Here is a 19,789-nt window from a genome sequence, read left to right as displayed (position 1 = left end):
CGGCGAACTGTCCCGTGAGAACCGCGTAGCGTGTTCTCGCATCCGTGAGCCGAGAATACGGCAAGGGATTTGAACCCTGGAAGACGAGCGAAGCGAGTCGTCACCCGGTTCAAATTCCGACCGACGAAGTCGGTCGGCGTGTGCGGCCGAACCGCGCACTCCCACTCCGGACTCTTCTGCTGTGAACTGATTCGCCGAGAACCGGGTCGCGTGTTCTCACAGTGTCGTCCGAGGGTTGAAATGAAGAACCCGAAGCAACTGCTGGCGGATGGGTAACACGAAGGACACGGGAGACACGACCGAAGCGCAGATCATCCACGCGCTGATCGCCCGCGGATACAGCGTCTCGATCCCGTTCGGGGACAACGACAGCTACGACCTGATCGTTGACGCGGGATCGACGCTTCACCGAGTACAGTGCAAAACAGGCTGGATCGAGGACGAGTGTGTTCGGTTCAAGACAGCCAGTAAAACTACCGTCGACGGTAGCGTTGTGGCGAGAGACTACGGAGACGCCATCGACGCGTTCGCCGTCCGATGTCGAGACACCGATCAGTTGTACTGGGTTCCGGAATCGAAGGCGGGACGAAAGAACACCTATCTCAGAGTTACGGAGCCAGAGATCGACCACCCGAGCGTCAACGACGCCGCTGCATTCAGGTTCGAGTCCGCACTTCCCTGACAGCAATGACGGCCGAGGCCACAACCGTCGTCGAACACCCACCCGGTTCCCACGACTGAGAACACGGGCCAAAGCGTATAGTGGCGGGCGACGATACGTCGGGTATGAACAGCCGGGACGACGCGCCTCGGGAGATGCCGAAGGCGCTGGTCGAGGACTACCTCCAGCAGGAGGCCGGGACGCGCGCGTTTCTCGACGATCTGCAGAAGCTGGCGGCCGAGGGGCGACACGCGACGGTCCGCGAGCGGTTGCGCGAGTTCGCCGAGCACTCACAGGGAGCGTTCTTCGCGGTCGCGTTGAGTCTCGGGGGGTCGGCGCAGTTCTTCGCGGACGTGGAGGCCCAGATGGACGTGGAGACGGGCCAGAAGCTCCGGGACCTGAAAGAGACCTACGGAAACCTGGCCGACGAGTTCAGCATCGTCCGCTCGGAACAGACCAAAGAGCGACACAATCCGGTGACGAGCCTGAGTACGGCGACGACCTATCAGGGTGAGGAGGAGGTGCCGCTGGTCGAGTACACACCCCTGTCGGGCGAGATGGAGCTGTACGAGGGCCGCGAATCGCCGGAAGAGGTTCTCCAGATCGCACACTTTCTGGTGCGGGCGACGACGGACGCCCTGGACGTGGCGCTGGAGAGCGACCAGCCGGTCAACACCGAGGAGTTGAGCGCGCTGATCGACCGCCGGGAGGAACTGGAGTCGGAGCTGGGGGCGCTACGCGACCAGATCGACGAGTTGCGGCGGACGCCGGTGGACGAGTAGGGAGATTCGAGCGGAGCGAAGAATCTCCGGAATTGCGAGCGGTGAGCGAAGCGAGCCGTGAGCGGCGGGCGCTCCGAACGGAGTGAGGAGCGCCGGGTCACCCGCCGTCGGTCGGTCCAGCAAGTGTGTCAGACAGTGACGTTCCGGGTTCGAGAGAGATACAAGAATTATATGTCGCGCGTGGGTACCCCTGTGAAGACACCCCAGTATGGACGAGCGACTCAGGAACCAAGTGGAGAAGGAGCGCCGAGATCTGACGATCCTGCAGGCGGTTATCGCGGACGGACCGATCGGGATCGTCAAGCTATCGGATCGGACGGATGTCCCCGAGCACAAGGTGCGGTACTCGATGCGGATGCTGGAGAACGACGGGTTCATCGAGCCGACGCCGGAGGGTGCAGTGCCGGCCGAGGACATCGGCGAGCGACTCGAACGTGTCAACGAGGGTATCGACGAGTTGGTCGGTCGGCTGGAGCGCGTCCGTGACGACGAGGTTCGAATGGGCGATATCGGAGCGGACGGAGGCCGCGACGACGAGGTCGCCGTCGACGAATCGTGAGCGCGGGTCCGGTAACCGGCGTCCGGACACAGCACGAACATTCATGGGGGCGAGTTTACAGGTAACAGCATGGACGTGAGAGATGCCGCCGAGGAGTGTACGGCGGTACTCGACGGGGTACAGTCGGCGGTCATCACGGACCGGACGTTTCTGGAGCGGGTGTTGACGGGGATTCTGGCACGGGGACACGTCCTGTTCGAGGACGTGCCGGGCGTGGGGAAGACGCTCACGGCGCGCAGTCTCGCGACGGCGCTGGGCCTCGATTTCTCGCGCGTGCAGTTCACGCCCGACCTCCTCCCCTCGGACGTGACGGGGACGAACGTCTACAACGAGGGCGACGGGAGCTTCGAGTTCGCGGAGGGGCCGATCTTCGCCAACGTCGTCCTCGCGGACGAGATCAATCGCGCGCCGCCCAAAACCCAGGCCGCCCTGCTTGAGGCGATGGAGGAACGTCAGGTCACGGTCGACGGCGAGACCTACCAGCTCCCGGAACCGTTCTTCGTCATGGCGACCCAGAATCCCGTCGAACAGGAGGGGACGTTCGCCCTGCCGGAGGCCCAGCGCGACCGGTTCATGATCAAGAGTTCGATGGGGTACCCCGAGCGGGACGGCGAACTCGAACTGCTGGATCGGCGGGCGAGCCGCACCGCGCAGGCACCGAGCGTCGGGCCGGTGGCCGATCCGGAGACGGTCCGGGAGCTACAGGAGGTTCCCGAGTCGGTGACCGTCCAGCGGAAAGTGCGGGAGTACGTGGTCGATCTCGGTCGGGCGACGCGGACGGACGAGCGTGTGGAGGTGGGCGTCTCACCCCGGGGCATCCAGCGGCTGTTCGAGGCCGTCCGCGCGTACGCGACCATCGCCGGCCGGGACTACGTGGTGCCCGACGACGTGAAGCAGGTGGCCGATGCGGTGTTCGCTCACCGACTCGTGTTGACCGCCGAATCGAGCGTCCGCTCGGTCTCGAAGCGCGCGGTGTTACAGGACGTGCTGGACCGGGTACCGGTGCCGACCGTCGAAGACTGATTACTCCCGGAGCGACGACAGCAGGACGATAGTCGTGCCGAAGGCGAGGATCACCGCGCCGGCCGCGAGCGTGGTGTCCGGGACCGACGGCACGAGCAGGTCGCTGGCGACCAGCAGTGCGAGCAGGAGAGCACCGACGACCGCCAGCAGGCCGACGACCAGACTCGCGCCGACGTGGACGAGTTCGCCCCGCGTCGTCGCCGCACTGCTCGGTAGTTCTTCGCGGAGACCGGTCGCGAACTCGCCGGTGTCCCAGACGACCAGCGCGGCCGCGACTGCGAGGAAGGCGACCAGCGACGAGCCACCGAAGAGGACGAGGAGCAGGGCCAGCGCGAACACGGCGGCACTGGCGATAGTGGGGCCGAGCGCCCGCTCGGGGAGGATCGGCGAACTCACCAGCAGGGACAGGGAGACGAAGGCGACCCCGGCGAGGATGAGTGCGCCGAACGCGACGACCAGCACGGCCGTGACGACGCCCCCGCCCAGCAGCGACTCGACGGTGGGGCGGACGCTCGCCGGCGCGCGCGCGAGCAGTTCCTCGCTGCTGAGCAGCAGGTCGGCGACCACGCCGAAGAGGAATGCGGTCACGAACGCGCCCAGCGGCGGGGTCCCCTGCCGGAGCAGGTCGGCCTCGGAGAGGCGGCGGACGCGGCGACGGAGACGCTCGCTGACGAGGATGGCCGCCATCGCACCGATGGCCAGGACGAACAGGGCGCGAACCCAGACGGTCGTCAACAGCCAGACGGCGGGCGTCGCGACCGCTCCGAACCGGTCGGCGAGTGCCGCGGGCGTGGCCACGCCGGCGACGACCGCGACGGCGAACAGGACGATAGCCCCACCGGTTGCCGCCAGCAGGGCCCACCCAAGCCGACCCACGAGTCGGTCGAGTCTGGCCGTCGCCATCGGGCGCTGGCGCGGCGGGAACAGTTTCACGATGGGGATCGACCGCAGGACCAGCCGGAACAGAAAGAGCAGTAGGAGACCGTACAGCAGGAGGGTCAACAGGGCCACGCTGCCGGTCGGAGCCAGCAGCGCGCGCCCGAGCGCGAGCAGTGGCTCGGGGCTGTCGACGACCAGTCGGGCCAGCGAGCGGACCACGGACTCCCAGGCGGCGATGGCGACGACGACGACCTGCGCGACGGTCAGCGGGACGAGCATGCCGACGAATCGCATGAACGCCCCCGCCAGAACCGTCCCCTCGTCGAGGGGGACGGCGGTCAGCACCGCACCGAAGCCACTCCCGACGAGCAGGAGGACGGTCACACTCGCGAGGTGGCCCGCGGGTTGGCCCACGTCGAGTCCGAACGCGACGCCGATGCCGAGCGCGATGACCAGCCCCATCGACGCCGGGGTCAGGAGCGCGCCGGCGGCGAACAGGACCGAGACGCGCTCGCTCCGGAGCGCGTACAGCCCGGCCGCCAGCAGCACGCCCGACACGGACGAGACTACCGTGAGCCGAACGCCGAGCAACTGCCAGCCGACGACCAGCGCGGCGAGGACGGCGACGACACCACCGGAGAGGGCCGAGAGCTGTATCCCCGCAGCGGTCTCAGCGAGCGTCGCGACCACCCCGTCGCCGGTTCCGAGGCGGGGCAACACCGCCTCGTCGCGAGCGCGGGAACCACCGTCGGTGGCTCGCTCGTCGCTCATCGGTCCCACCCGCGCGTGGTCGTCAGCACGTCCGCGAGCGCGACCTGGAGCGGTGTCCCGGGTTGCCAGTCGGTGGCCGAGACGCCCAGTCGTTCGAGGTCGGTCAGCCGAAGCCGGCGCTGGACGTCGACCACCGCCTGTCCCGGCGTGGGATGGTGGCCGTCGCCGGCCCCGGTGACGTTCGGGCTGAGGACGGTCACGGCGTGCCGGTTCGACAGCAGCGTCTCGACCACGTCGACCGGCACGTCGTCGACCAGCGGCGTACAGAAAACGACCTGCGCGTGCGCGGGCAACCGCTCCGCGAGTCGGAGCCCCAGCGCCGTGGCCTCGGAGTCGGCGGTCGCGCTGGACGCGTCGGACGCGTTCTCGGTCCCCGCCTGAGTGGCCTCCGTGCCGGCACCGTCGGTAGCCACGAGCGTCCGCGCGGCGTCGGTCGCGGCCGGGTCCGCGCCGTCGCCCTGCACCCGGTCGAAGAGGGCGTTCGCGGCCGACTCGGTGGCGGCCCCCCGGCCCGGCGAGACCCAGTCGCGGTCGTTGCCCGGCGAGAGCGTCGTGACGCCGACCCGGTGGCCCTCCGCCGTGAGCGTCACCAGCCCCTGCGAGGCGGCATAGAGGACGTAATCGAGCGCCGACGGACCGCCCTGGGGCGGCTGACAGCGGGCGGCCGGTCGGTCGTCGACGACGAACACGACGGCGGCGGCCCGCTCCTGTCGGTGCGTCACGGTCGCGAGTTCGCCCGTCCGAGCCAGGCGACGCCAGTCGACGTGCGAGAGTGGATCGCCCCGCCGGTACTCCCGGATCGAGTGGAACTCGATGCCGTCGCCGCCGGTGTCGGTCGGGGCCTGGCCGGCGAACGGTGTCGTCAGGTCCTGCAACGGGAACTCGTCGAGGAGCGTCGTACAGCGAAGGGTCTCGTCGCCGTCGGGTGCGAGCGTCGTCGTCCCCGTGACGGTCCCGGCGAGACTGCGGCCCCGGACCGCGACGGTCCCAAACTCGTGGGCCCCCCGCGGCGGACGGACCGCGTAGGAGACGGTAGCCGACTCGTCCGGACGGAGCGCGACGGCCCCAGCCGGCGACCCGTCGGCGACCGCCACGTCTTCGGGAACGCCGTCGACCAGCCGGAGGTCGGGGATCGGCCGGTCGCCGGTGTTCTCGACGGTGAGTTCGACGGTCACCGTATCGCCGGGGTCGACCTGCTCGTCGTCGAACGTCCGCTCGATGGCCAGTGACGGCGGCCCGAGACCGGTGACGTGGCCGTAGACGACGTACGCGAGCGGGATGGTCGCGACCAGGAAGAAGGCGTGGTCGCCGACGTAGAGGCCGAGAGCACTGGCGAAGAGCGCGCCGACCAGCGCGCCGTGCCAGCGGGCGACTCGCATCACGCGTCGGTCACCCCGTCCTGACCCGCGCCGCCCCGCTCGGGGGCCGCTTCGGGGGTCGTCTCGTCGGCCGTCCAGGTCCGCTCGGTCGCCTGTTCGACATCACCGTCGGTCGCGGCTTCGAGCGCGTAGATCGCCCGGAACGTCCGGATCGTCTGGCGGTGGAAGGCACCGTGTTCGCTGAGCATATCGTTGAACCAGAGCCGGAGCGGCACGTCGGGCGCGTCGGCACCCCCGACGAAGGCCGCGGCGGCGGGGTCGTCGGTCCAGGCTCCCGTCTCCACGGCGCGGGCGGCCGTCTCCCAGTCACATCGGTGGGTGCGCTGGTACGTGTCCGTCGCCAACCGGCGGAGGTCCTCGCGGACGACCGCCTCGCTGTCGGCCGAGCGACCGTCGACCTGCTGGGCCGCCGCGAGTCGCTCGTCGAAGGTCTCGCCGACGACCGGGCCGGGCACGTCCCGCGCTGTGGGGTCGCCGTCCACGGGGAGGGGCGGCGGGCGTGACGCCGCCGTCGAGGACCAGAGCCCCTGGACGACGGCGATCAGCCCGGCGACGACCGCGAGGCCGGCCAGCCCGACCGTCCCGGTCAGCGCGTCCATCGCGGCCGTCAACTGCGAACGCGGGACCGGCAGGAGGCCGGGGGCGAGGACGAGTGTGGCCGCAGTGAGCAAGGCGACCCCGGCCGCACCGACCAGGAGGCGCGTCCGGGAGATCACGACCGGTCACCTCCGTCGGGGTCGCTCGCGTCACTCGCGTCACCCGGCGCTCCACCATCGGTCGCCGTCGCACTCTCGGGCTCGTCGTCGGGTGCTGGCGGCAGTTCTCGCCGGGCGTCGTCCACGTCGTCGACGTACTCGGTGGGGTCGCGCCGGCCGTACTCCACGTCCCGGATCGCGTCCCGGAGCGTCCACACGGCGGTTCGGGGAAAGCCAGCATCGACACCCGCCCGGGCGAGTTCGCCGGGTGTCTTCGTCCGGTGATCGGCGACGGGCACCTGCGTGCGGAACTCCCGCCAGGCGCGCCGGACCCGTTCGCGGGCCGCCGGTTCGTCCGGCGTCGTGTCAGTTGTCGTCACGGCCGACTCGTCGGGTTCGACCGCCCCTTCACCGCCGGGCAGCGAGTCGCGAACGCCGGCGAACAGCCCCCGGAGCGCAGCCAGCAGTCGGGCGAGGAGAGCCTGCGGCCCGGGGAGGCGGCCGAAGTCGAACCGACGGGCGCGGACGGCGGCCGCGAGTTCGTGCGCCAGCGTCGTGAGTGCCTCGCGCACCCGACGCAGGACGGCGGGCAGTGCGGCCAGGAGCGCCTCGCCGCGGACGGCGAGTGCGACCAGTGCAGAGACGAACGCGCCAGAGAGCCAGTGGAGCGCGACCCGGACCTGTTCACGCAACGACCGGCCGGCCGCGACCGCGCGCTTGCGGAGCAGGGACGCCCCGGTCAGGACCGCGAGCGCGAAGAGGGAGACGAGGGCGGCCGTCAGGAACCGCATCTGGACGGACTTGGTCTCGGTGAGGCCGGCAGGTGTCTCGACGGTCACCGTGGCCCCGGTCGCGAGTGGGAGCGAGACGCTGGCCGTCCCGTCCGCGCCGGTCTTGGCGGTCGATTCGCCGACGCTGACCGTCGTGCCCGAAACCGGCTCACCCCCGTCGGTGACCGAGACGGTGACCGCGAGTCCGGGGAGGGCAAAGCCCGACACATCGACGCTGAGGTTGGCGAGTTCGAGCGTCCGGTTGCCCGCGGCCTCGCCGCGTTCGACCCGAACCGACGCGTGTTCGCTCACCGGGAGGGACACGTCGAGGCGGCCGTCGGCGTCGGTCCGGCCGGCGGTCGTCCCGTTGGCCGACACGTTTGCCCCGGCGACCGGGCGGCCGGCGATGGTCGCGTTGACCGTCACCGTCTCGCCGGGGCCGGGGTCGCCGTCGATCCCCACAGCGATGTCAGTCGGTACGTCGAACGAGCGGGTCGTGTTCGTCTCGTTGTTCGCGACGCGCTGGCGGGGACTCCCCGTCGTCCCTCCGAGGGCGAGCGCGGCGCTGCCCGCGGACACAGCGGTCTCGCTGGGGACCGTGACCGTCACCTCCAGTGTCGCCGAGAAGGGGACCGTGCCGGTGACCAGCCCCGAGACGTTGGTGGTGCCGACTCGTCGGTCGTTGAATGCGACCGCCACATCGGCCAGCGGTTCACCGTCGCGCTCGACGCGGACGGCGACGGACTGGCCGGGGACGGGATCGGACACCAGCGACACCTGCACGCTCGACGCGCCGTCCACGTCGAAGGACTCGCCCGGACTCCCCGACTCGGTGTGGTTGTACGTCTGTGCGAACTCGGTGGCGTTCGCGTCGGTCCCGTTGCCACCGTCGCCGGTCCCGGACTGCGCGTCGGGCGGCGGCTGGCCGCCGGGCGACCCCCTGCCATCGTTCCGGCGGAAGGGGTTACCGCCGTCCTCGCGGCTGGCGGATTCGAGGAACCGGCGGGTGGCGGCCTCGGCGTTGCCGTTCTCGGCGGCGCGCTGGTAGGCGCGGAACTCGCTGGCCAGTCGGCTCCGGCCCGGCGTGGGGTCAAAGCGCACCCAGCCCGCGTCGGGCATGTACACCTCGACCCAGGCGTGGGCGTTCATCGCGCGCACGAGGTACGTCCCGTTGGCGCGCGGTTCGCCCGTCGAGTACCCCACGACGTACCGCGCCGGGATGTCCTGGGTCCGGAGCATGACCGCCATCGTGCTGGCGAAGTACTCGCAGTAGCCCCGGTCCATCTCGAAGACGAACTGGTCGGCCACGTTCCCGCCCTCGTGGCTGGCGTTCAGGGAGTACTCCTTGTTGGCCTCGAGCCAGCGCTCGATGGCGACGGCCGCGCCGTAGGGCGACTCCGTGTCGGCCGTCAGGTCGTCGGTGAACGACCGGAGGCGGTCGGGCGTCGAGTCGGGGAGGGCGGTGTACCGCTCCCGAATCGAGTTGGGGTAGTCGGTCCCAGCGGTCCGGAGTCGGGCGGGGTCCCGGGGCGGTGCCGCGCTGGTCACCGTGTAGGTCGAGTTCGCCGGGAGTCGGTCGCCCCTGTACTGCAGGCCGCCTTCGCCGGTCATCCGGACGTTCTCGGTGCGTGGGCCGTCCACGTCGACCGGTTCCCAGGCCGCCGGGAGCGCCGAGGCCGACTGGAGCAGACGATACTGCTGGGTGATCGTCCGCCGGTCGTCCGCGGCGACCCCCGGGTTACGGGGCCAGTCGGCGCGAGTCGTCCGTCCCTGGCCGGTCCAGCCGGTTCCAGTGTACCGTGCGTAGGCCCCGGTCCGCCAGTAGGTGGCGGCGGAACTCCGGACGAGGAAGTGCGGTTCGGCGGACTGGCTCCGGAGGCTGTCCGACAGCGGCGACCCCTGCGACCCCACACCGGTCCGCTGGCCCGGGTTGAGCGCGCCGAAGCCGCTTCCACCGCCCGTACCGGGGGTCTGTTTGCCGGCTCCCGAGTCGGGCGACCCGCCGGCCCCCGATAGCGAGCCCAAGAGCCCGTCGACCAGCGAAGCCTGTCCGCCGGCACCACCGCCCGCGGACCCGCCGGCTCGACCGGCGAGGACATCGCCGAGTGCGCCGCTCCCGTCGGCCGATCCCGCCTCGCCGGAGGCGTTGCCGGGCAGTAACGACCCCCCGGGTGCGTCGGCTCCCACCGCCGGCAGGACGAGGGCGACCAGAACGAACCCGGCGATGGCCAGGAGGGCAACCGCTGTGCGTGCCCGTTCGCGTGAAGCCGTCTCCGCGTCAGATGCCATAGTGAATATCGTGGCCGGCAGGCCACCCCCGCGTGCCCCGCGAGTCGCCCGCCGGTACGCTCTACCTGATCCAGCGTCAGGAGGGAATTAAACATTCGGTACGAATTATCAGATCCGATCACCCAGTCAGAGCGCCCCGAGGAGCCGGTCCACGTCGGCGGCCGTGTTGAACACGTGGATCGACGCCCGGACCGTCCCGTCGGGCAACGACCGGATAACGACCCCGTCCTCGCCCAGGCGCTCGACCAACTCCTCGGGGTCGTCGGCGCGGAAGGTGACGAGGCCGGACTCGTATTCGCGGGGCGAAAGAAGCCGCTCTCCCAGTCCCTTCTTGAGCCGATCGGTGAGCCGCTCGAGCCGGTCGCCCACGGTGTCGAGGCCCACGGCCCGAATCCGGTCGATAGCCGTCCCGAGCGCGACGTGGGGCGCGGGCGAGACAGTCCCGATCTCCAGTTGCTGTGCGCCGGCCGAGAGGTCACAGCCGGGGGCGCTCGGGTCGTCGACGCTGCGGTAGCTGGCACGTCGCGGCTCCAGTTCGGCGGCGAACTCCGAATCGACGTACAGGAAGCCCGCACCCCAGAGGCCGAGCAACCACTTGTGGCCGGCACCCGCGACGGCGTCGGCACCCCACTCGGCCACGTCGACGGGGTGCTGGCCGGGCGACTGGACCGCGTCGACGACGACCCGGGTGCCGGCGTCGTGGGCCACGTCGACGATCTCGGCGACCGGCAGCTGGGTCCCGTAGTTCCAGGAGAGCGAACTGACACAGAGCAGGCTGGCCTCGTCGACGGTCTCTTTCACGGCGTCCATCTCGACGCGGCCGCGCTCGGTGTCGAGGACGCGAGTGTCGAGACCGGCCACGTCGGCGGCCCGCTCCCACGGGAGGATGCCGGCCGGGTGTTCGAGGTCCGTGTAGGCCACCGTCTCGCCGGGTTCGAAGTCGACGGCGGCGGCGATCCGGGAGATGCCGTCGGCCGTGCTGTTGGTCAGGGCCAGATCGGCGGGGTCTGCGCCCACGAACTCGGCGACGTGGTCGCGAGCCGCCCCGATTTCGTCGTAGGCCATGCCGTACGGCTCGCCGGCGGCGTGGGCCTCGTACTCGTGGCGCTCCAGAAAGTCGGTCGCAGCCTCGACCACCGGACGCGGACTGGGGCCGCTCGCGCCCGTGTTCAGGTAGACGGTGTCGTCGACGGCGGGAATCTCGGCACGGAGGTCCTCTGGGTCCATGGCGGCCGTTTGGCTGCCAGGTGTTTGAATCCTCAGATGGCGGTCGACAGCCAGTCAGGATTCGACCACGCTGTTTTCCAGCGTGCCCAGCCCCTCGATGGAGATGGCGACGGTGTCGCCGTCGTCGAGGAACTCGCCGATCTCCAGCCCACAGCCCGTGCCGACGGTGCCGCTGCCCAGCACGTCGCCCGGGTAGAGGGTCTCCGCTTCCGAGGTGTGTTCGAGGATCTCGCCCCAGGAGTGTTCCATCTCGCCGACGGTCCCCTCCGACCAGGTCTCGGTCTCGCCGTCCTCGTCGGTGACCTCGATGGCGAAGTCGGCGTTCGGGAGATCGAGTTCGTCGGGGGTCACCAGGTACGGGCCCAAGGCGTTGGCGAAGTCCTTCCCGCGGGCGGGACCGAGGTTGGCGTCCATCTCCTCGCCCTGCTCGTCGCGGGCCGAGAAGTCGTTGAACAGGGTGTAGCCGGCGACGTACTCCTCGGCCTCGTCGGCGTCGACGCCGGTGCCCCGCCGGCCGATCACCGCGCCGATCTCCAGTTCGATATCCCAGAGGTTCGAGTAGGCCGGCCACTCGACCACGTCGCCGTCGCCGACGACCTGGTCGGCGTTGCCCTTGTAACAGACCGGGCGGTCGTACCACACGTCCGGCACCTCGCCCATCGTGTTCGCGACGTGTTCCTCGAAGGCCATGAAGTCCCGCAGGGAGTTGGGGCGGGGAACCGGGGCCAGCAGGTCGACCTCACTCGGTTCGTACCGCAGGCGCGCGCCGCCGGGGCCGGTGTCGGCGTCGGCGTCGGGCACCCACTCCAGCACCTCCTCGGCGGCGTCGAAGGCGCGTTGGCCGCGCCGGAGGAAGTCGATCATCGACGGGGGCGCGACGGTCTCGGCGAGGTCGACGGGCGCGGCCTCGCCGTCCATCGCGAGGACGTGCGCGTAGCCGGCGTTCACGTCGAGCAGTTCCCCCTCGTGTTCGACACCGACCCGTCGGGCCGGTCCGACGGGCGTCTCGACCGCGAAACTGGCGAGTCGCATGCCTCGACCCCCGGCGCGAACGGAGGTATACCTTTGCCATGCGACATCGAATATCAGTCCTGATAACCAGCCCCATCATTCAATGCAGACCCGGGGATTCGACAGGATATGACACGGAAACCGCTGTCCGCGTTACTGTCTCTGGCGGCCGAACCGGGGGACGGAAGCGCCGGTGACCGGTCGGACGCGATCGACGGGGTCACGGCGGTCGGCGTCGATCCGACCGCGGTCGCGGGGGCGACCGACGACGCGCTCGACGACGAACGGGCGGACGAAGTCGCGGCCGCGCTGTCGGCGGAGGCCTGGGCCGACGGCGACGACGAGCGGGACCGCCGGGCCGAGGCCCTCGCGGACCTGCTCGACGGCGGTGTCGACCCGGCGACGCTGGTCGGGGCCCACGAGCCGCTCGTCGACCGGCTGGTCGAACGGGCTTTCGCCGACGTGGACGGTGGCGACGAGGCCGCGGCCGCGCTCAAGCGGGACCTCGGCGTCGCGCTCGGGGGACTCGCGGGCGGGCTCGACGCGGCGGCCGCGACCGACGGGCCGGTCCCGGGGATCGGCCTCCACGACCTGCTGGACGCCGTGCCCTACTCGACGTTCCTCATCGACGCCGACCACACGGTGATCGGGTACAACCAGGCGACGGCGGACCAGCTCGACCTCGACGAGACGGCCGAGTTGGGCGAGGACTGCCGGGAGAGCATCGCGGCGGCGACCTACTCCGACGGGCGGCGCCACGACACGCTCGCGGACAAGGTCGTCGAGTCGCCCCGGACCGCCCACGAGGAGTACGACGTGGACCGCATCGACGACAGCTACGCCTTCGGCGACCGGATCGTCTACGAGGACCGGAGCCTGATGAAGAAAGCCGACGGCACCGAGCAGCACATCTCCTTCCAGGCGATGCCCATCTTCGAGGAGGGCGGCGAACTGCAGGGCGTCCTCGAACTCGTCGAGGACCAGTCCGAGGCGATCAACCGGCAGGAGGCGCTGTCGGGGCTCGTCGAGGAGGTGTGTACGACGCTTGAGGCGCTGTCGGACGGCGACTTCACCGCCCGCGCCGAGTTCGAGGACGACGGCGACCACCTCGACGACGACCTCCTGCGGATCGTCCGGGAGGTCAACGAGATGATCGACGACTTCGAGGAGCTGATCGGCCGGGTCGGCGACGGGACCGCCGACCTCGCCGACTCGATCCGGACCGCCGCCGAGGCCGCCGACGAGATCGACCGGCAGGTGAGCGACCAGACCGACGCGCTCTCCCGGGTCGCCGAGGAGATGGAGGACTTCAGCGCGACGATGGAGGAGGTGGCGTCGAGCGCGAACCAGGTCTCGACGGCGGCCGACGAGGCGCTCGAAGAGGCCGACGAGGGGGAGGCGGCCGGCCGGGCCGCCCGCGAGCGGACCGACGACGTGCTGGAGACCAGCCGGGAACTCGTCGAGACGGTCAACGAGCTCGAGGAGTACATGGACGAGATCGAGGCGGTGACGGACGTAATCGCCGACATCGCCGAACAGACGAACATCCTCGCGCTCAACGCCAACATCGAGGCCGCGCGGGCGGGCGAGGCCGGCGAGGGCTTCGCGGTCGTCGCCGACGAGGTCAAGGAACTCGCCGACGAGACCCAGCACCACACGCAGGACATCTCGGAACAGATCGAGGCCGTCCAGGCCCAGACCGCCGAGACCGTCGAGGAGGTTCAGCGGAGCCACGAGCGCATCCAGGTCGCCGACGAGCGCATCCAAGAGGCCGTGGCCTCGCTCCAGGAGATTTCGGAGGGGGTCGAGGCGGCCGCCGACGGGATCGGCGAGGTCGCGGACGCCAACGACGAACAGGCCGCGACCGTCGAGGAGGTGCTGGCGACCGTCGACGAGGCCAGAGAGAGCGCCGAGACCGTCGAGCGCACCGTCGAGGACATCGTCGCCGAGACCGAACGCCAGCAACGCGCCGTCTCTGACCTCTCCGATCACGTCTCCTCGCTCTCCGCCGAGGAGTGACCGCGTCCCCAGTACTCAGCCCGCCGCGCCCGCGAGGACGGCCCCCAGCGCCACCGCACCCAGCGCACCGGCGAGATTCAGCACTGCTGTCGCCACGGCCCGCCGTCGCTCGCCGGTCTCGTACAGCCGTACCGTCTCGAACGCGAACGTCGAGAAAGTCGTGAAGGCACCACAGAAGCCCGTCCCGAACAGCAGGAGGACGGAGTCAGCGACCGGCACGGCGACCAGCAGGCCCAGCAGGAAACTCCCGCAGACGTTCACCGCGAGCGTGTCGGCCGTCCGGGTGTCGATGCGCTCGCCAAGCAAGTGCCGGGCCAGCGCCCCGAGGACGCCCCCGACACCGACGAGCAGTGTCGGACTCACCATCGGGAGATCACCCGGGCGACGAAGCGCCCGAGGAGGACGGCCAGAAAGGCGAGCGCGTAATTGGCGGCGACGTTGGCGACCAGCAGTCGGGGGTCTAGCCCCGCACTCTCGACGGCGAAGGTGCTGTAGGTGGTGAACGAGGAGAGGAAGCCGGTTCCCAGTACCAGCCGCGTCTCGGGGCTCAGGGCGTCCGCGAGGTGGGCCTCGTACAGCAGGACGCCCAGCGCGAAACTCCCGGCGACGTTGGCGGCGAGCGTCCCCCACGGCAGCGGGGTCGCCGGGAGCGCGAGCGCGACGGCGTGGCGGGCGACCGCGCCGACGAACCCGCCGACGGCGATCAGGGCGAGCGGTTCGACGCGTGCCAGCGCGTGTGTCGACCCGTCGGCGTCCGCGGCCGTCCCGTCGCTCATTCGTCCGGAGCGAGTCCCAGCGGCTACTCGGTGGTTTCGGTTTCCCCGGCGACGACGGCGTCGGCCAGCGAGTCCCGGTGCCCCTCGTTGGGCCCGCCGGCGAGGGTCAGCAGGCGGGCGTCACGGAGGTACCGCTCGGCGTCGTGTTCGCGCGTGTAGCCGACGCCGCCGTGGAGTTGCATCGCCTCGTTGGCGTTCTCCACCGCGGCCTCGGTGGCGTGGATCTTCGCCATCGGGAACGCGCGGTCGACCGTGAGCCCGCGGTCGGCGCGGTCGGCCGCCCGGAGCGTGAGCAGGCGACTCGTGTCGACCCGCTCGGCCATCTCGCCGAGTCGCCAGCGCACGCCCTGAAAGTCGCCGATCGGGTGGTCGAACTGCTCGCGTTCGGTGGTGTAGGCGACGGTGTCCTCGAGCGCGGCGCGGGCGATCCCGACCGCTCGCGCCGGGACGTTCACGCCGGTGTTGACGGTCCCGCGCTGGACGTAGGCCTCCCCCTGCTCGCCGACCATCGCGTCGTCGGGCACGCGAACGTCCGAGAGCGTCACTCGCGGCGACTTCACGCTGTTGGCACCCAGTTTCTCCCAGTACCGGTCGACCTCGAACGCCTCGGCCGGGACGAGGAAGGCACTGACGTTGTGGGGTGCGTCCGCATCGGGCCCCGTCTTCGCGTAGGTGAGCACCACGTCGGCGTTCGGGAAGTTCGTCACCCACTGCTTGTGGCCGTCCAGGACCCATCCGTCGCCCTCGCGTTCGGCGGTGGTCTCCATCGCCAGTTTGTCGCTGCCGGCGTCGGCCTCGCTGAGGCCGAGCGCGCCGACGGTCTCGAACGCCGCCATCTCCGGCACCCAGCGCTCGCGCTGGCGATCGCTCCCGAAGCGTTCGATCACGGTGGCGACGCCGAGGTTGAGCCCGACGGCGCTCGCCAAGGCCATCTGTCCGGCCGCCAGTTCCTCGATTACGACGGCGAGTTCGACGAGGCCCTCGCCGCGACCGCCGTACTTCTCAGGCAGGGTCAGGCCGGTGATACCACGCTCGCCGAGTTCGGCGAGGATTTGCTCGGGATAGGCCGCGTCCCGGTCGAGGTCGGCGGCAACGGGGTCGATCTCGGTCGCCGCGAACTCCCGGACTTCGTCGCGGAGCGCGCGCTGAGACTCGGTCAGCTGAAATCGCATAGGTATCCTTGGCCGCGGAGGACGGTAAGTCCCGGGAGAACTCAGTTTCTCCCGGCGTCGGCGGCCGGCCGGTCGAACCAGGTATCCCGGGCCGTGAACTTGGTGTGGCGGGAGTTCCGGACGACCGACCCGTCGTCGGCGACGACCAGGACGAGTTCGTCGTTACCGCACCGGGGTCGGAGCTCGAGCCGGAGCGGGTCGCGCGAGCGAACGCGGGTGTCGTGATCGGTCGCCGCGAACTCTAGCTCCCAGACGTGGGAGTCGCGGAGGTCGACGCCGTGGTCGTGGTAGAAGGCCGCGACGGCGGGGTGGTCGAGGACCGTCTCGCCCACCGTGGTCGTCCACCTGCCGCCGCAGTCGCGACACGCGTACTCGAACCCATAGGTCAGCGATCGGGGCCCCTGGTCCCGCGACCAGCCGTCGGTCGTCGCGTCGACCGTCACGCGACCGCGACAGCGGGGACAGACGCCGTCGCCAAGTGACGACACCGTTTGCCGGTAGACGGCGTCGACGGCGGACCTCTCGGGGACAGCCCTCTCCTTCCTCGGTACGGCGGGCATCGCGGGCGCGTTCTCGGCCCCGCTGATCACCGGCGCGCTCATCGGCGCGACCGAGCAGTACGCGACCGCGTTCGCCTTCGCCGCCGTTCTCGCGCTGGGCGGCCTCGCGCTCGCGCTCCGGGCACCGAACGTGAACTGAGTCGCCTGCGATCCGGCCACGGCGGGACCCCAGTCGCCCGAGGGTTCAAGTACGAGACCGCGACCAGTCCGGTCCATGTTCGAGCGTTTCACGAGCGACGAACGGGCGATCGAGGGGCTGCCGGTGCGACTCGTCATCGCCCTCGTAGTGGGCATCGCGAGTCTCAGCGTCATGATGAACACGATCGGGGGTCTCACCGCGCTGGGCGTCACCGAACTCGACGTGAAACCCCAACCGGAGGTGATTCCCGAGGGCGACAGCGAGGTCACGGTCACGGTGGTCACGCCGGAGGGCGAGTCGGTATCGAACGCCACCGTCGTCGCGAAGGACGGCACCGCGACGCTGTCGGAGATCCAGCCGGCGAAGACCGGCCCGAACGGGACGGCGACGCTGTCGCTCTCGCCGAGTCTCGGGCCGAATCAGGACGAGGGGACGGTCACGCTCGACGTGAAACCGCCAGCCGGCGGCGGGTACACGGACGACCGGGAGAACACGAAGGTACTGGTCGTCTCGGGGGGCGGTCAGTCCTCGTAGGAGCGGCCGGCGTCCGCGCCCTCGTCCCAGTCGATCCAGGACTGCTCCCAGCCGCGGCGACGACGAGCGTCCCGGCGTGCGTACTCCCGGTCCTCCCGACGGGTCCGGTTGCGCTCGGGCGTGTCGGCCTGCTCGCCCTCGACGAGCATGGGACTGAAGGCGACGCCACCGAGGCGGTCCGTAACCTCGCCGCCCTCGACGACGGCGAGGCTCTGCTGGTGAGTGCCAAGCGGCATGACTAGCCGGCCGTCCTCGGCCAGCTGGTCGACCAGCGCCCGCGGCGGCGAGACCGCGGCGGCCTCCAGCAGGATGCGGTCGTAGGGAGCGTACTCGGGGAGGCCGTCCGCGCCGTCCCGGCAGTCCACGAGGACGCCGCCGTAGCCCGCGCTAGCGAGGTTCTCGCGGGCGTCGTAGACAACCCGGCGGGTGATGTCGATGGCCTGCACGTTTCGGTCGCCGACGATCTCGGCGATCACGGCGGCCGTGTAGCCCACGCCCGCGCCGACCACGAGGACGGAGTCGTCGGGGTCGGGCGCGAGCGCTTCGAGCAGGCGCGCGGCAGTGCTCGGTGCGAGTACGCGGGTGCCGAACCGCTCGAAGGGGCGGTCGGCGTAGGCACCGCGTTCGTCGGCGACGAACTCGTGGCGAGGCACCGCCCGCATGGCGACGCTGACGGCGTCGCTGTGGACACAGCCCTTGCTCTCGTGTTCGAGGCTGTCGACCATGTCGTCGCGCAGTACCGCGGGATCCATTGTCGCAAGGTTCGCGTGGAGGCTATTGAATGGCCCGGCTGTCGACGGGGCGGTACGTCAAGCGGCGGACAATCCACTACTGCATCTCGACGAACCGCACGCCGCCGTGGTCCTCGCGGTCCAGAGAGCCGTCCTCGCGCTTGCGGGCGCGGACGAGTGTCTGGCGGGCCGTTCCAAGCGGCGAGAGCAGGACGCCACCCGGCCGGACCTGCCCGACGACGGCTTCGGGAAAGTCGGGCGCGGCACAGGTGAGATAGGCCCGGTCGTAGGGCGCGTGGTCGGGCCAGCCCTGCTTCCCGTCGCCGGCCCGCACCGAGACGCCGCCGTAGCCGAGTCGGTCGAGGCGCTCGCGGGCCTGCTCGGCCAGCGAGTCGTGGTACTCGACGGAGAAAACGCCCTCGGGGCCGACGATCTCGGCGGTGACGGCGGCGTGGTAGCCACATCCGGTGCCGATTTCGAGGACGCGGTCGCCTGGCGACAGATCCAACAGGTCGGTCATGATCGCGACCATGTGGGGTGCGCTGATGGTCTGGCCGTCGCCGATAGGGAGCGGCGTGTCCGCGTACGCCGAATCGCGCTTGCGCTCGGTGACGAACTCGTGGCGCGGGACGGCACGGAGGGCGGCGAGCGTGGCCGGGTCGTCCACGCGCCCCTCGGCTTCGAGCGCGTCGACCATCGCCTCGCGTCGGGCCGCCCAGTCCATGTTACCAGGCCGACCAGGCGGTCGACGTCTCGTCGCGGACGTAGAGCCGTTTCACGTCCTTGGCGGCGACGGTGTCGCCCTCGTAGTCGAGTTTGTCGAACTCGTACCCCTCGGCGTCGTCCCGGACGTGGATGCCTTCGACGGTGAACTCCAGGTCCCCGAGTTCCTCGGTCTCGCCGACGACGAAGTCGTGGTCGCCGGGCACCTGCACTTTGGTGGACTCGGTGTTCTCCCGCCTGCCGTCCTTGGGGTGTTTGGTCACGTTGACGCTGACGTTGCCCACGGCACGCGTCCAGACGGTGTCCACGTCGGTCACGGGAGCGGACTCGACGCGCCCGTCGTCGAGTTCCAGGCTCGTGATCCGGACGGTCATCACCGCGGCGTCGGTCTCGGCGACGAACTCCTCGCCGGTCGCGAGGTCGGCGTCGGCGGGCGCCTCGATCTGTGCGGAGAACGACTCCCCGTCCTGGGAGATGACCACGTCCAGCGTCGCGGTGCGCTCTTCGGGCAGGCTCTCCTTGTGGACGTGTTCACACTCGGTACACCGTAGCGTCGCGTCGCCGCCGCCCGTCGACAGGACCTCGTGGACCGTCTCGAACTGCGGCGAACAGGCCGGACAGGCGATTCCAACCCTGTCCCCGGCTTCCGTACTCATACGCCGTGGTACTCGACGCGCACGTAAAAGGCCGCTGACCGGCGGGGCGTGTGCCGGCCGTTCGCTCGGTCTCCCGGACGACATCGCCGGACAGTGTTGCCCCAGCCCCGACCCATTCGGTACGATCCCCTGTAGCCGTGGTATGGAACTGCGGTACGTCTACGGTGCCGGGTTCGGGCTCATGGCCCTCGGCTACGGGGTGGGGGTCCTCGAGTCACTCCGGACGAGCGGGGGCCTGGAATCGGTCTGGCTCGACGGACTGTTGTTTCTCGCCACGGGGTTCCTGGCGTTGCGGTCGCTGGCCGGCGAACTCGACGAGTTGAACGGTGACGAATCGAGCGAGTTCCTCCGGCCGATGGGGTACACGCTACTCGGTATGGGAGTGCTATCGACGGTGCTGAACGGCCAGTCGCTCACCGGGCCACTGCTGTGA

General features: G+C 70.4%; 20 protein-coding genes. 7 read left to right on the top strand and 13 right to left on the bottom strand.

Annotation, left to right across the window (positions count from 1 at the left end):
• Positions 1–268 precede the first annotated feature (268 nt).
• The 4 genes from MU521_RS17555 (at position 269) to MU521_RS17540 (ending at position 3,025) form a co-directional block, all read left to right on the top strand.
• Complete coding sequence (locus tag MU521_RS17555; protein WP_092694468.1) at positions 269–682, top strand: group I intron-associated PD-(D/E)XK endonuclease; 414 nt, start codon at positions 269–271, stop codon at positions 680–682.
• A 104-nt stretch (positions 683–786) separates the two neighbouring features.
• Entirely contained in the window at positions 787–1,443 is a 657-nt protein-coding gene (locus tag MU521_RS17550; protein WP_092694470.1) for a hypothetical protein, read from the top strand.
• 208 nt (positions 1,444–1,651) lie between these two features.
• A complete protein-coding gene (locus tag MU521_RS17545; protein WP_092694472.1) occupies positions 1,652–2,002 on the top strand; it encodes a winged helix-turn-helix transcriptional regulator in 351 nt (116 codons plus the stop codon).
• Between the two features lie 69 nt (positions 2,003–2,071).
• Entirely contained in the window at positions 2,072–3,025 is a 954-nt protein-coding gene (locus MU521_RS17540; protein WP_092694474.1) for an AAA family ATPase, read from the top strand.
• Here MU521_RS17540 and MU521_RS17535 read toward each other — a convergent pair whose 3' ends face one another.
• The 6 genes from MU521_RS17535 to MU521_RS17510 all read right to left on the bottom strand — a co-directional run bounded on the left by MU521_RS17535 (position 3,026) and on the right by MU521_RS17510 (position 12,067).
• Positions 3,026–4,675, bottom strand: a complete 1,650-nt coding sequence (locus tag MU521_RS17535) for a DUF7519 family protein (protein ID WP_092694476.1) — start codon at positions 4,673–4,675, stop codon at positions 3,026–3,028. It lies immediately after the preceding gene.
• On the bottom strand, positions 4,672–6,054 hold the full coding sequence (locus MU521_RS17530) for a DUF58 domain-containing protein (RefSeq protein WP_092694478.1): 1,383 nt from the start codon (positions 6,052–6,054) through the stop codon (positions 4,672–4,674). Before MU521_RS17530 ends, MU521_RS17535 begins: the two co-directional genes overlap by 4 nt.
• A complete protein-coding gene (locus tag MU521_RS17525; protein ID WP_092694480.1) occupies positions 6,054–6,770 on the bottom strand; it encodes a DUF7269 family protein in 717 nt (238 codons plus the stop codon). The genes MU521_RS17530 and MU521_RS17525 overlap by 1 nt, the downstream gene beginning before the upstream one ends.
• Positions 6,767–9,808 (bottom strand): transglutaminase domain-containing protein, encoded by a 3,042-nt coding sequence (locus MU521_RS17520; protein WP_092694482.1) that lies wholly within the window; start codon positions 9,806–9,808, stop codon positions 6,767–6,769. The genes MU521_RS17525 and MU521_RS17520 overlap by 4 nt, the downstream gene beginning before the upstream one ends.
• A 126-nt stretch (positions 9,809–9,934) precedes the next feature.
• Positions 9,935–11,035, bottom strand: a complete 1,101-nt coding sequence (locus MU521_RS17515; protein ID WP_092694484.1) for an aminotransferase class V-fold PLP-dependent enzyme — start codon at positions 11,033–11,035, stop codon at positions 9,935–9,937.
• A 54-nt stretch (positions 11,036–11,089) separates the two neighbouring features.
• The gene (locus MU521_RS17510) at positions 11,090–12,067 is read right to left on the bottom strand and encodes a fumarylacetoacetate hydrolase family protein (protein ID WP_092694485.1); all 978 of its coding nucleotides are present in this window, start codon (positions 12,065–12,067) and stop codon (positions 11,090–11,092) included.
• A 108-nt stretch (positions 12,068–12,175) separates the two neighbouring features.
• Between MU521_RS17510 and MU521_RS17505 the strand changes: the two genes are divergently transcribed.
• Positions 12,176–14,065, top strand: coding sequence for a methyl-accepting chemotaxis protein (locus MU521_RS17505; protein WP_092694487.1), 1,890 nt, complete (start codon positions 12,176–12,178; stop codon positions 14,063–14,065).
• A 15-nt stretch (positions 14,066–14,080) separates the two neighbouring features.
• Here MU521_RS17505 and crcB read toward each other — a convergent pair whose 3' ends face one another.
• Genes crcB through MU521_RS17485 form a run of 4 tightly spaced genes read right to left on the bottom strand, consistent with a single transcriptional unit; the run spans position 14,081 to position 16,732 of the window.
• Positions 14,081–14,431, bottom strand: coding sequence for a fluoride efflux transporter CrcB (gene crcB / locus MU521_RS17500; RefSeq protein WP_092694489.1), 351 nt, complete (start codon positions 14,429–14,431; stop codon positions 14,081–14,083).
• The gene (locus tag MU521_RS17495; protein ID WP_092694491.1) at positions 14,425–14,841 is read right to left on the bottom strand and encodes a fluoride efflux transporter FluC; all 417 of its coding nucleotides are present in this window, start codon (positions 14,839–14,841) and stop codon (positions 14,425–14,427) included. The genes crcB and MU521_RS17495 overlap by 7 nt, the downstream gene beginning before the upstream one ends.
• Before the next feature lie 23 nt (positions 14,842–14,864).
• Complete coding sequence (locus MU521_RS17490; RefSeq protein WP_092694493.1) at positions 14,865–16,013, bottom strand: acyl-CoA dehydrogenase family protein; 1,149 nt, start codon at positions 16,011–16,013, stop codon at positions 14,865–14,867.
• Positions 16,014–16,054: 41 nt separating this feature from the next.
• A complete protein-coding gene (locus MU521_RS17485) occupies positions 16,055–16,732 on the bottom strand; it encodes a DUF7351 domain-containing protein (protein ID WP_139171161.1) in 678 nt (225 codons plus the stop codon).
• A gap of 55 nt (positions 16,733–16,787) precedes the next feature.
• On the opposite strand from MU521_RS17485, the gene MU521_RS17480 reads away from it, so the two are divergent.
• Positions 16,788–17,246, top strand: coding sequence for a DUF7382 domain-containing protein (locus MU521_RS17480; RefSeq protein ID WP_092694497.1), 459 nt, complete (start codon positions 16,788–16,790; stop codon positions 17,244–17,246).
• On the opposite strand, the gene MU521_RS17475 is transcribed toward MU521_RS17480, so the two are convergent.
• The 3 genes from MU521_RS17475 to MU521_RS17465 form a co-directional block, all read right to left on the bottom strand.
• Positions 17,234–17,998 (bottom strand): protein-L-isoaspartate O-methyltransferase family protein, encoded by a 765-nt coding sequence (locus MU521_RS17475; RefSeq protein ID WP_092694499.1) that lies wholly within the window; start codon positions 17,996–17,998, stop codon positions 17,234–17,236. The two genes, MU521_RS17480 and MU521_RS17475, sit on opposite strands and share 13 nt — an antisense overlap.
• A 76-nt stretch (positions 17,999–18,074) precedes the next feature.
• A complete protein-coding gene (locus tag MU521_RS17470) occupies positions 18,075–18,701 on the bottom strand; it encodes a protein-L-isoaspartate(D-aspartate) O-methyltransferase (protein WP_092694501.1) in 627 nt (208 codons plus the stop codon).
• A 1-nt stretch (position 18,702) separates the two neighbouring features.
• Positions 18,703–19,356 carry an HVO_0476 family zinc finger protein gene (locus MU521_RS17465; protein ID WP_092694503.1) on the bottom strand — a complete coding sequence of 218 codons (654 nt, stop codon included), beginning with the start codon at positions 19,354–19,356 and terminating at the stop codon, positions 18,703–18,705.
• 142 nt (positions 19,357–19,498) lie between these two features.
• Between MU521_RS17465 and MU521_RS17460 the strand changes: the two genes are divergently transcribed.
• Complete coding sequence (locus MU521_RS17460; RefSeq protein ID WP_092694505.1) at positions 19,499–19,789, top strand: hypothetical protein; 291 nt, start codon at positions 19,499–19,501, stop codon at positions 19,787–19,789.

Source organism: Halorientalis regularis, from assembly GCF_023698535.1.
GTDB lineage: Archaea > Halobacteriota > Halobacteria > Halobacteriales > Haloarculaceae > Halorientalis > Halorientalis regularis.
This window is presented reverse-complemented; position numbering and strand designations above follow the sequence as displayed.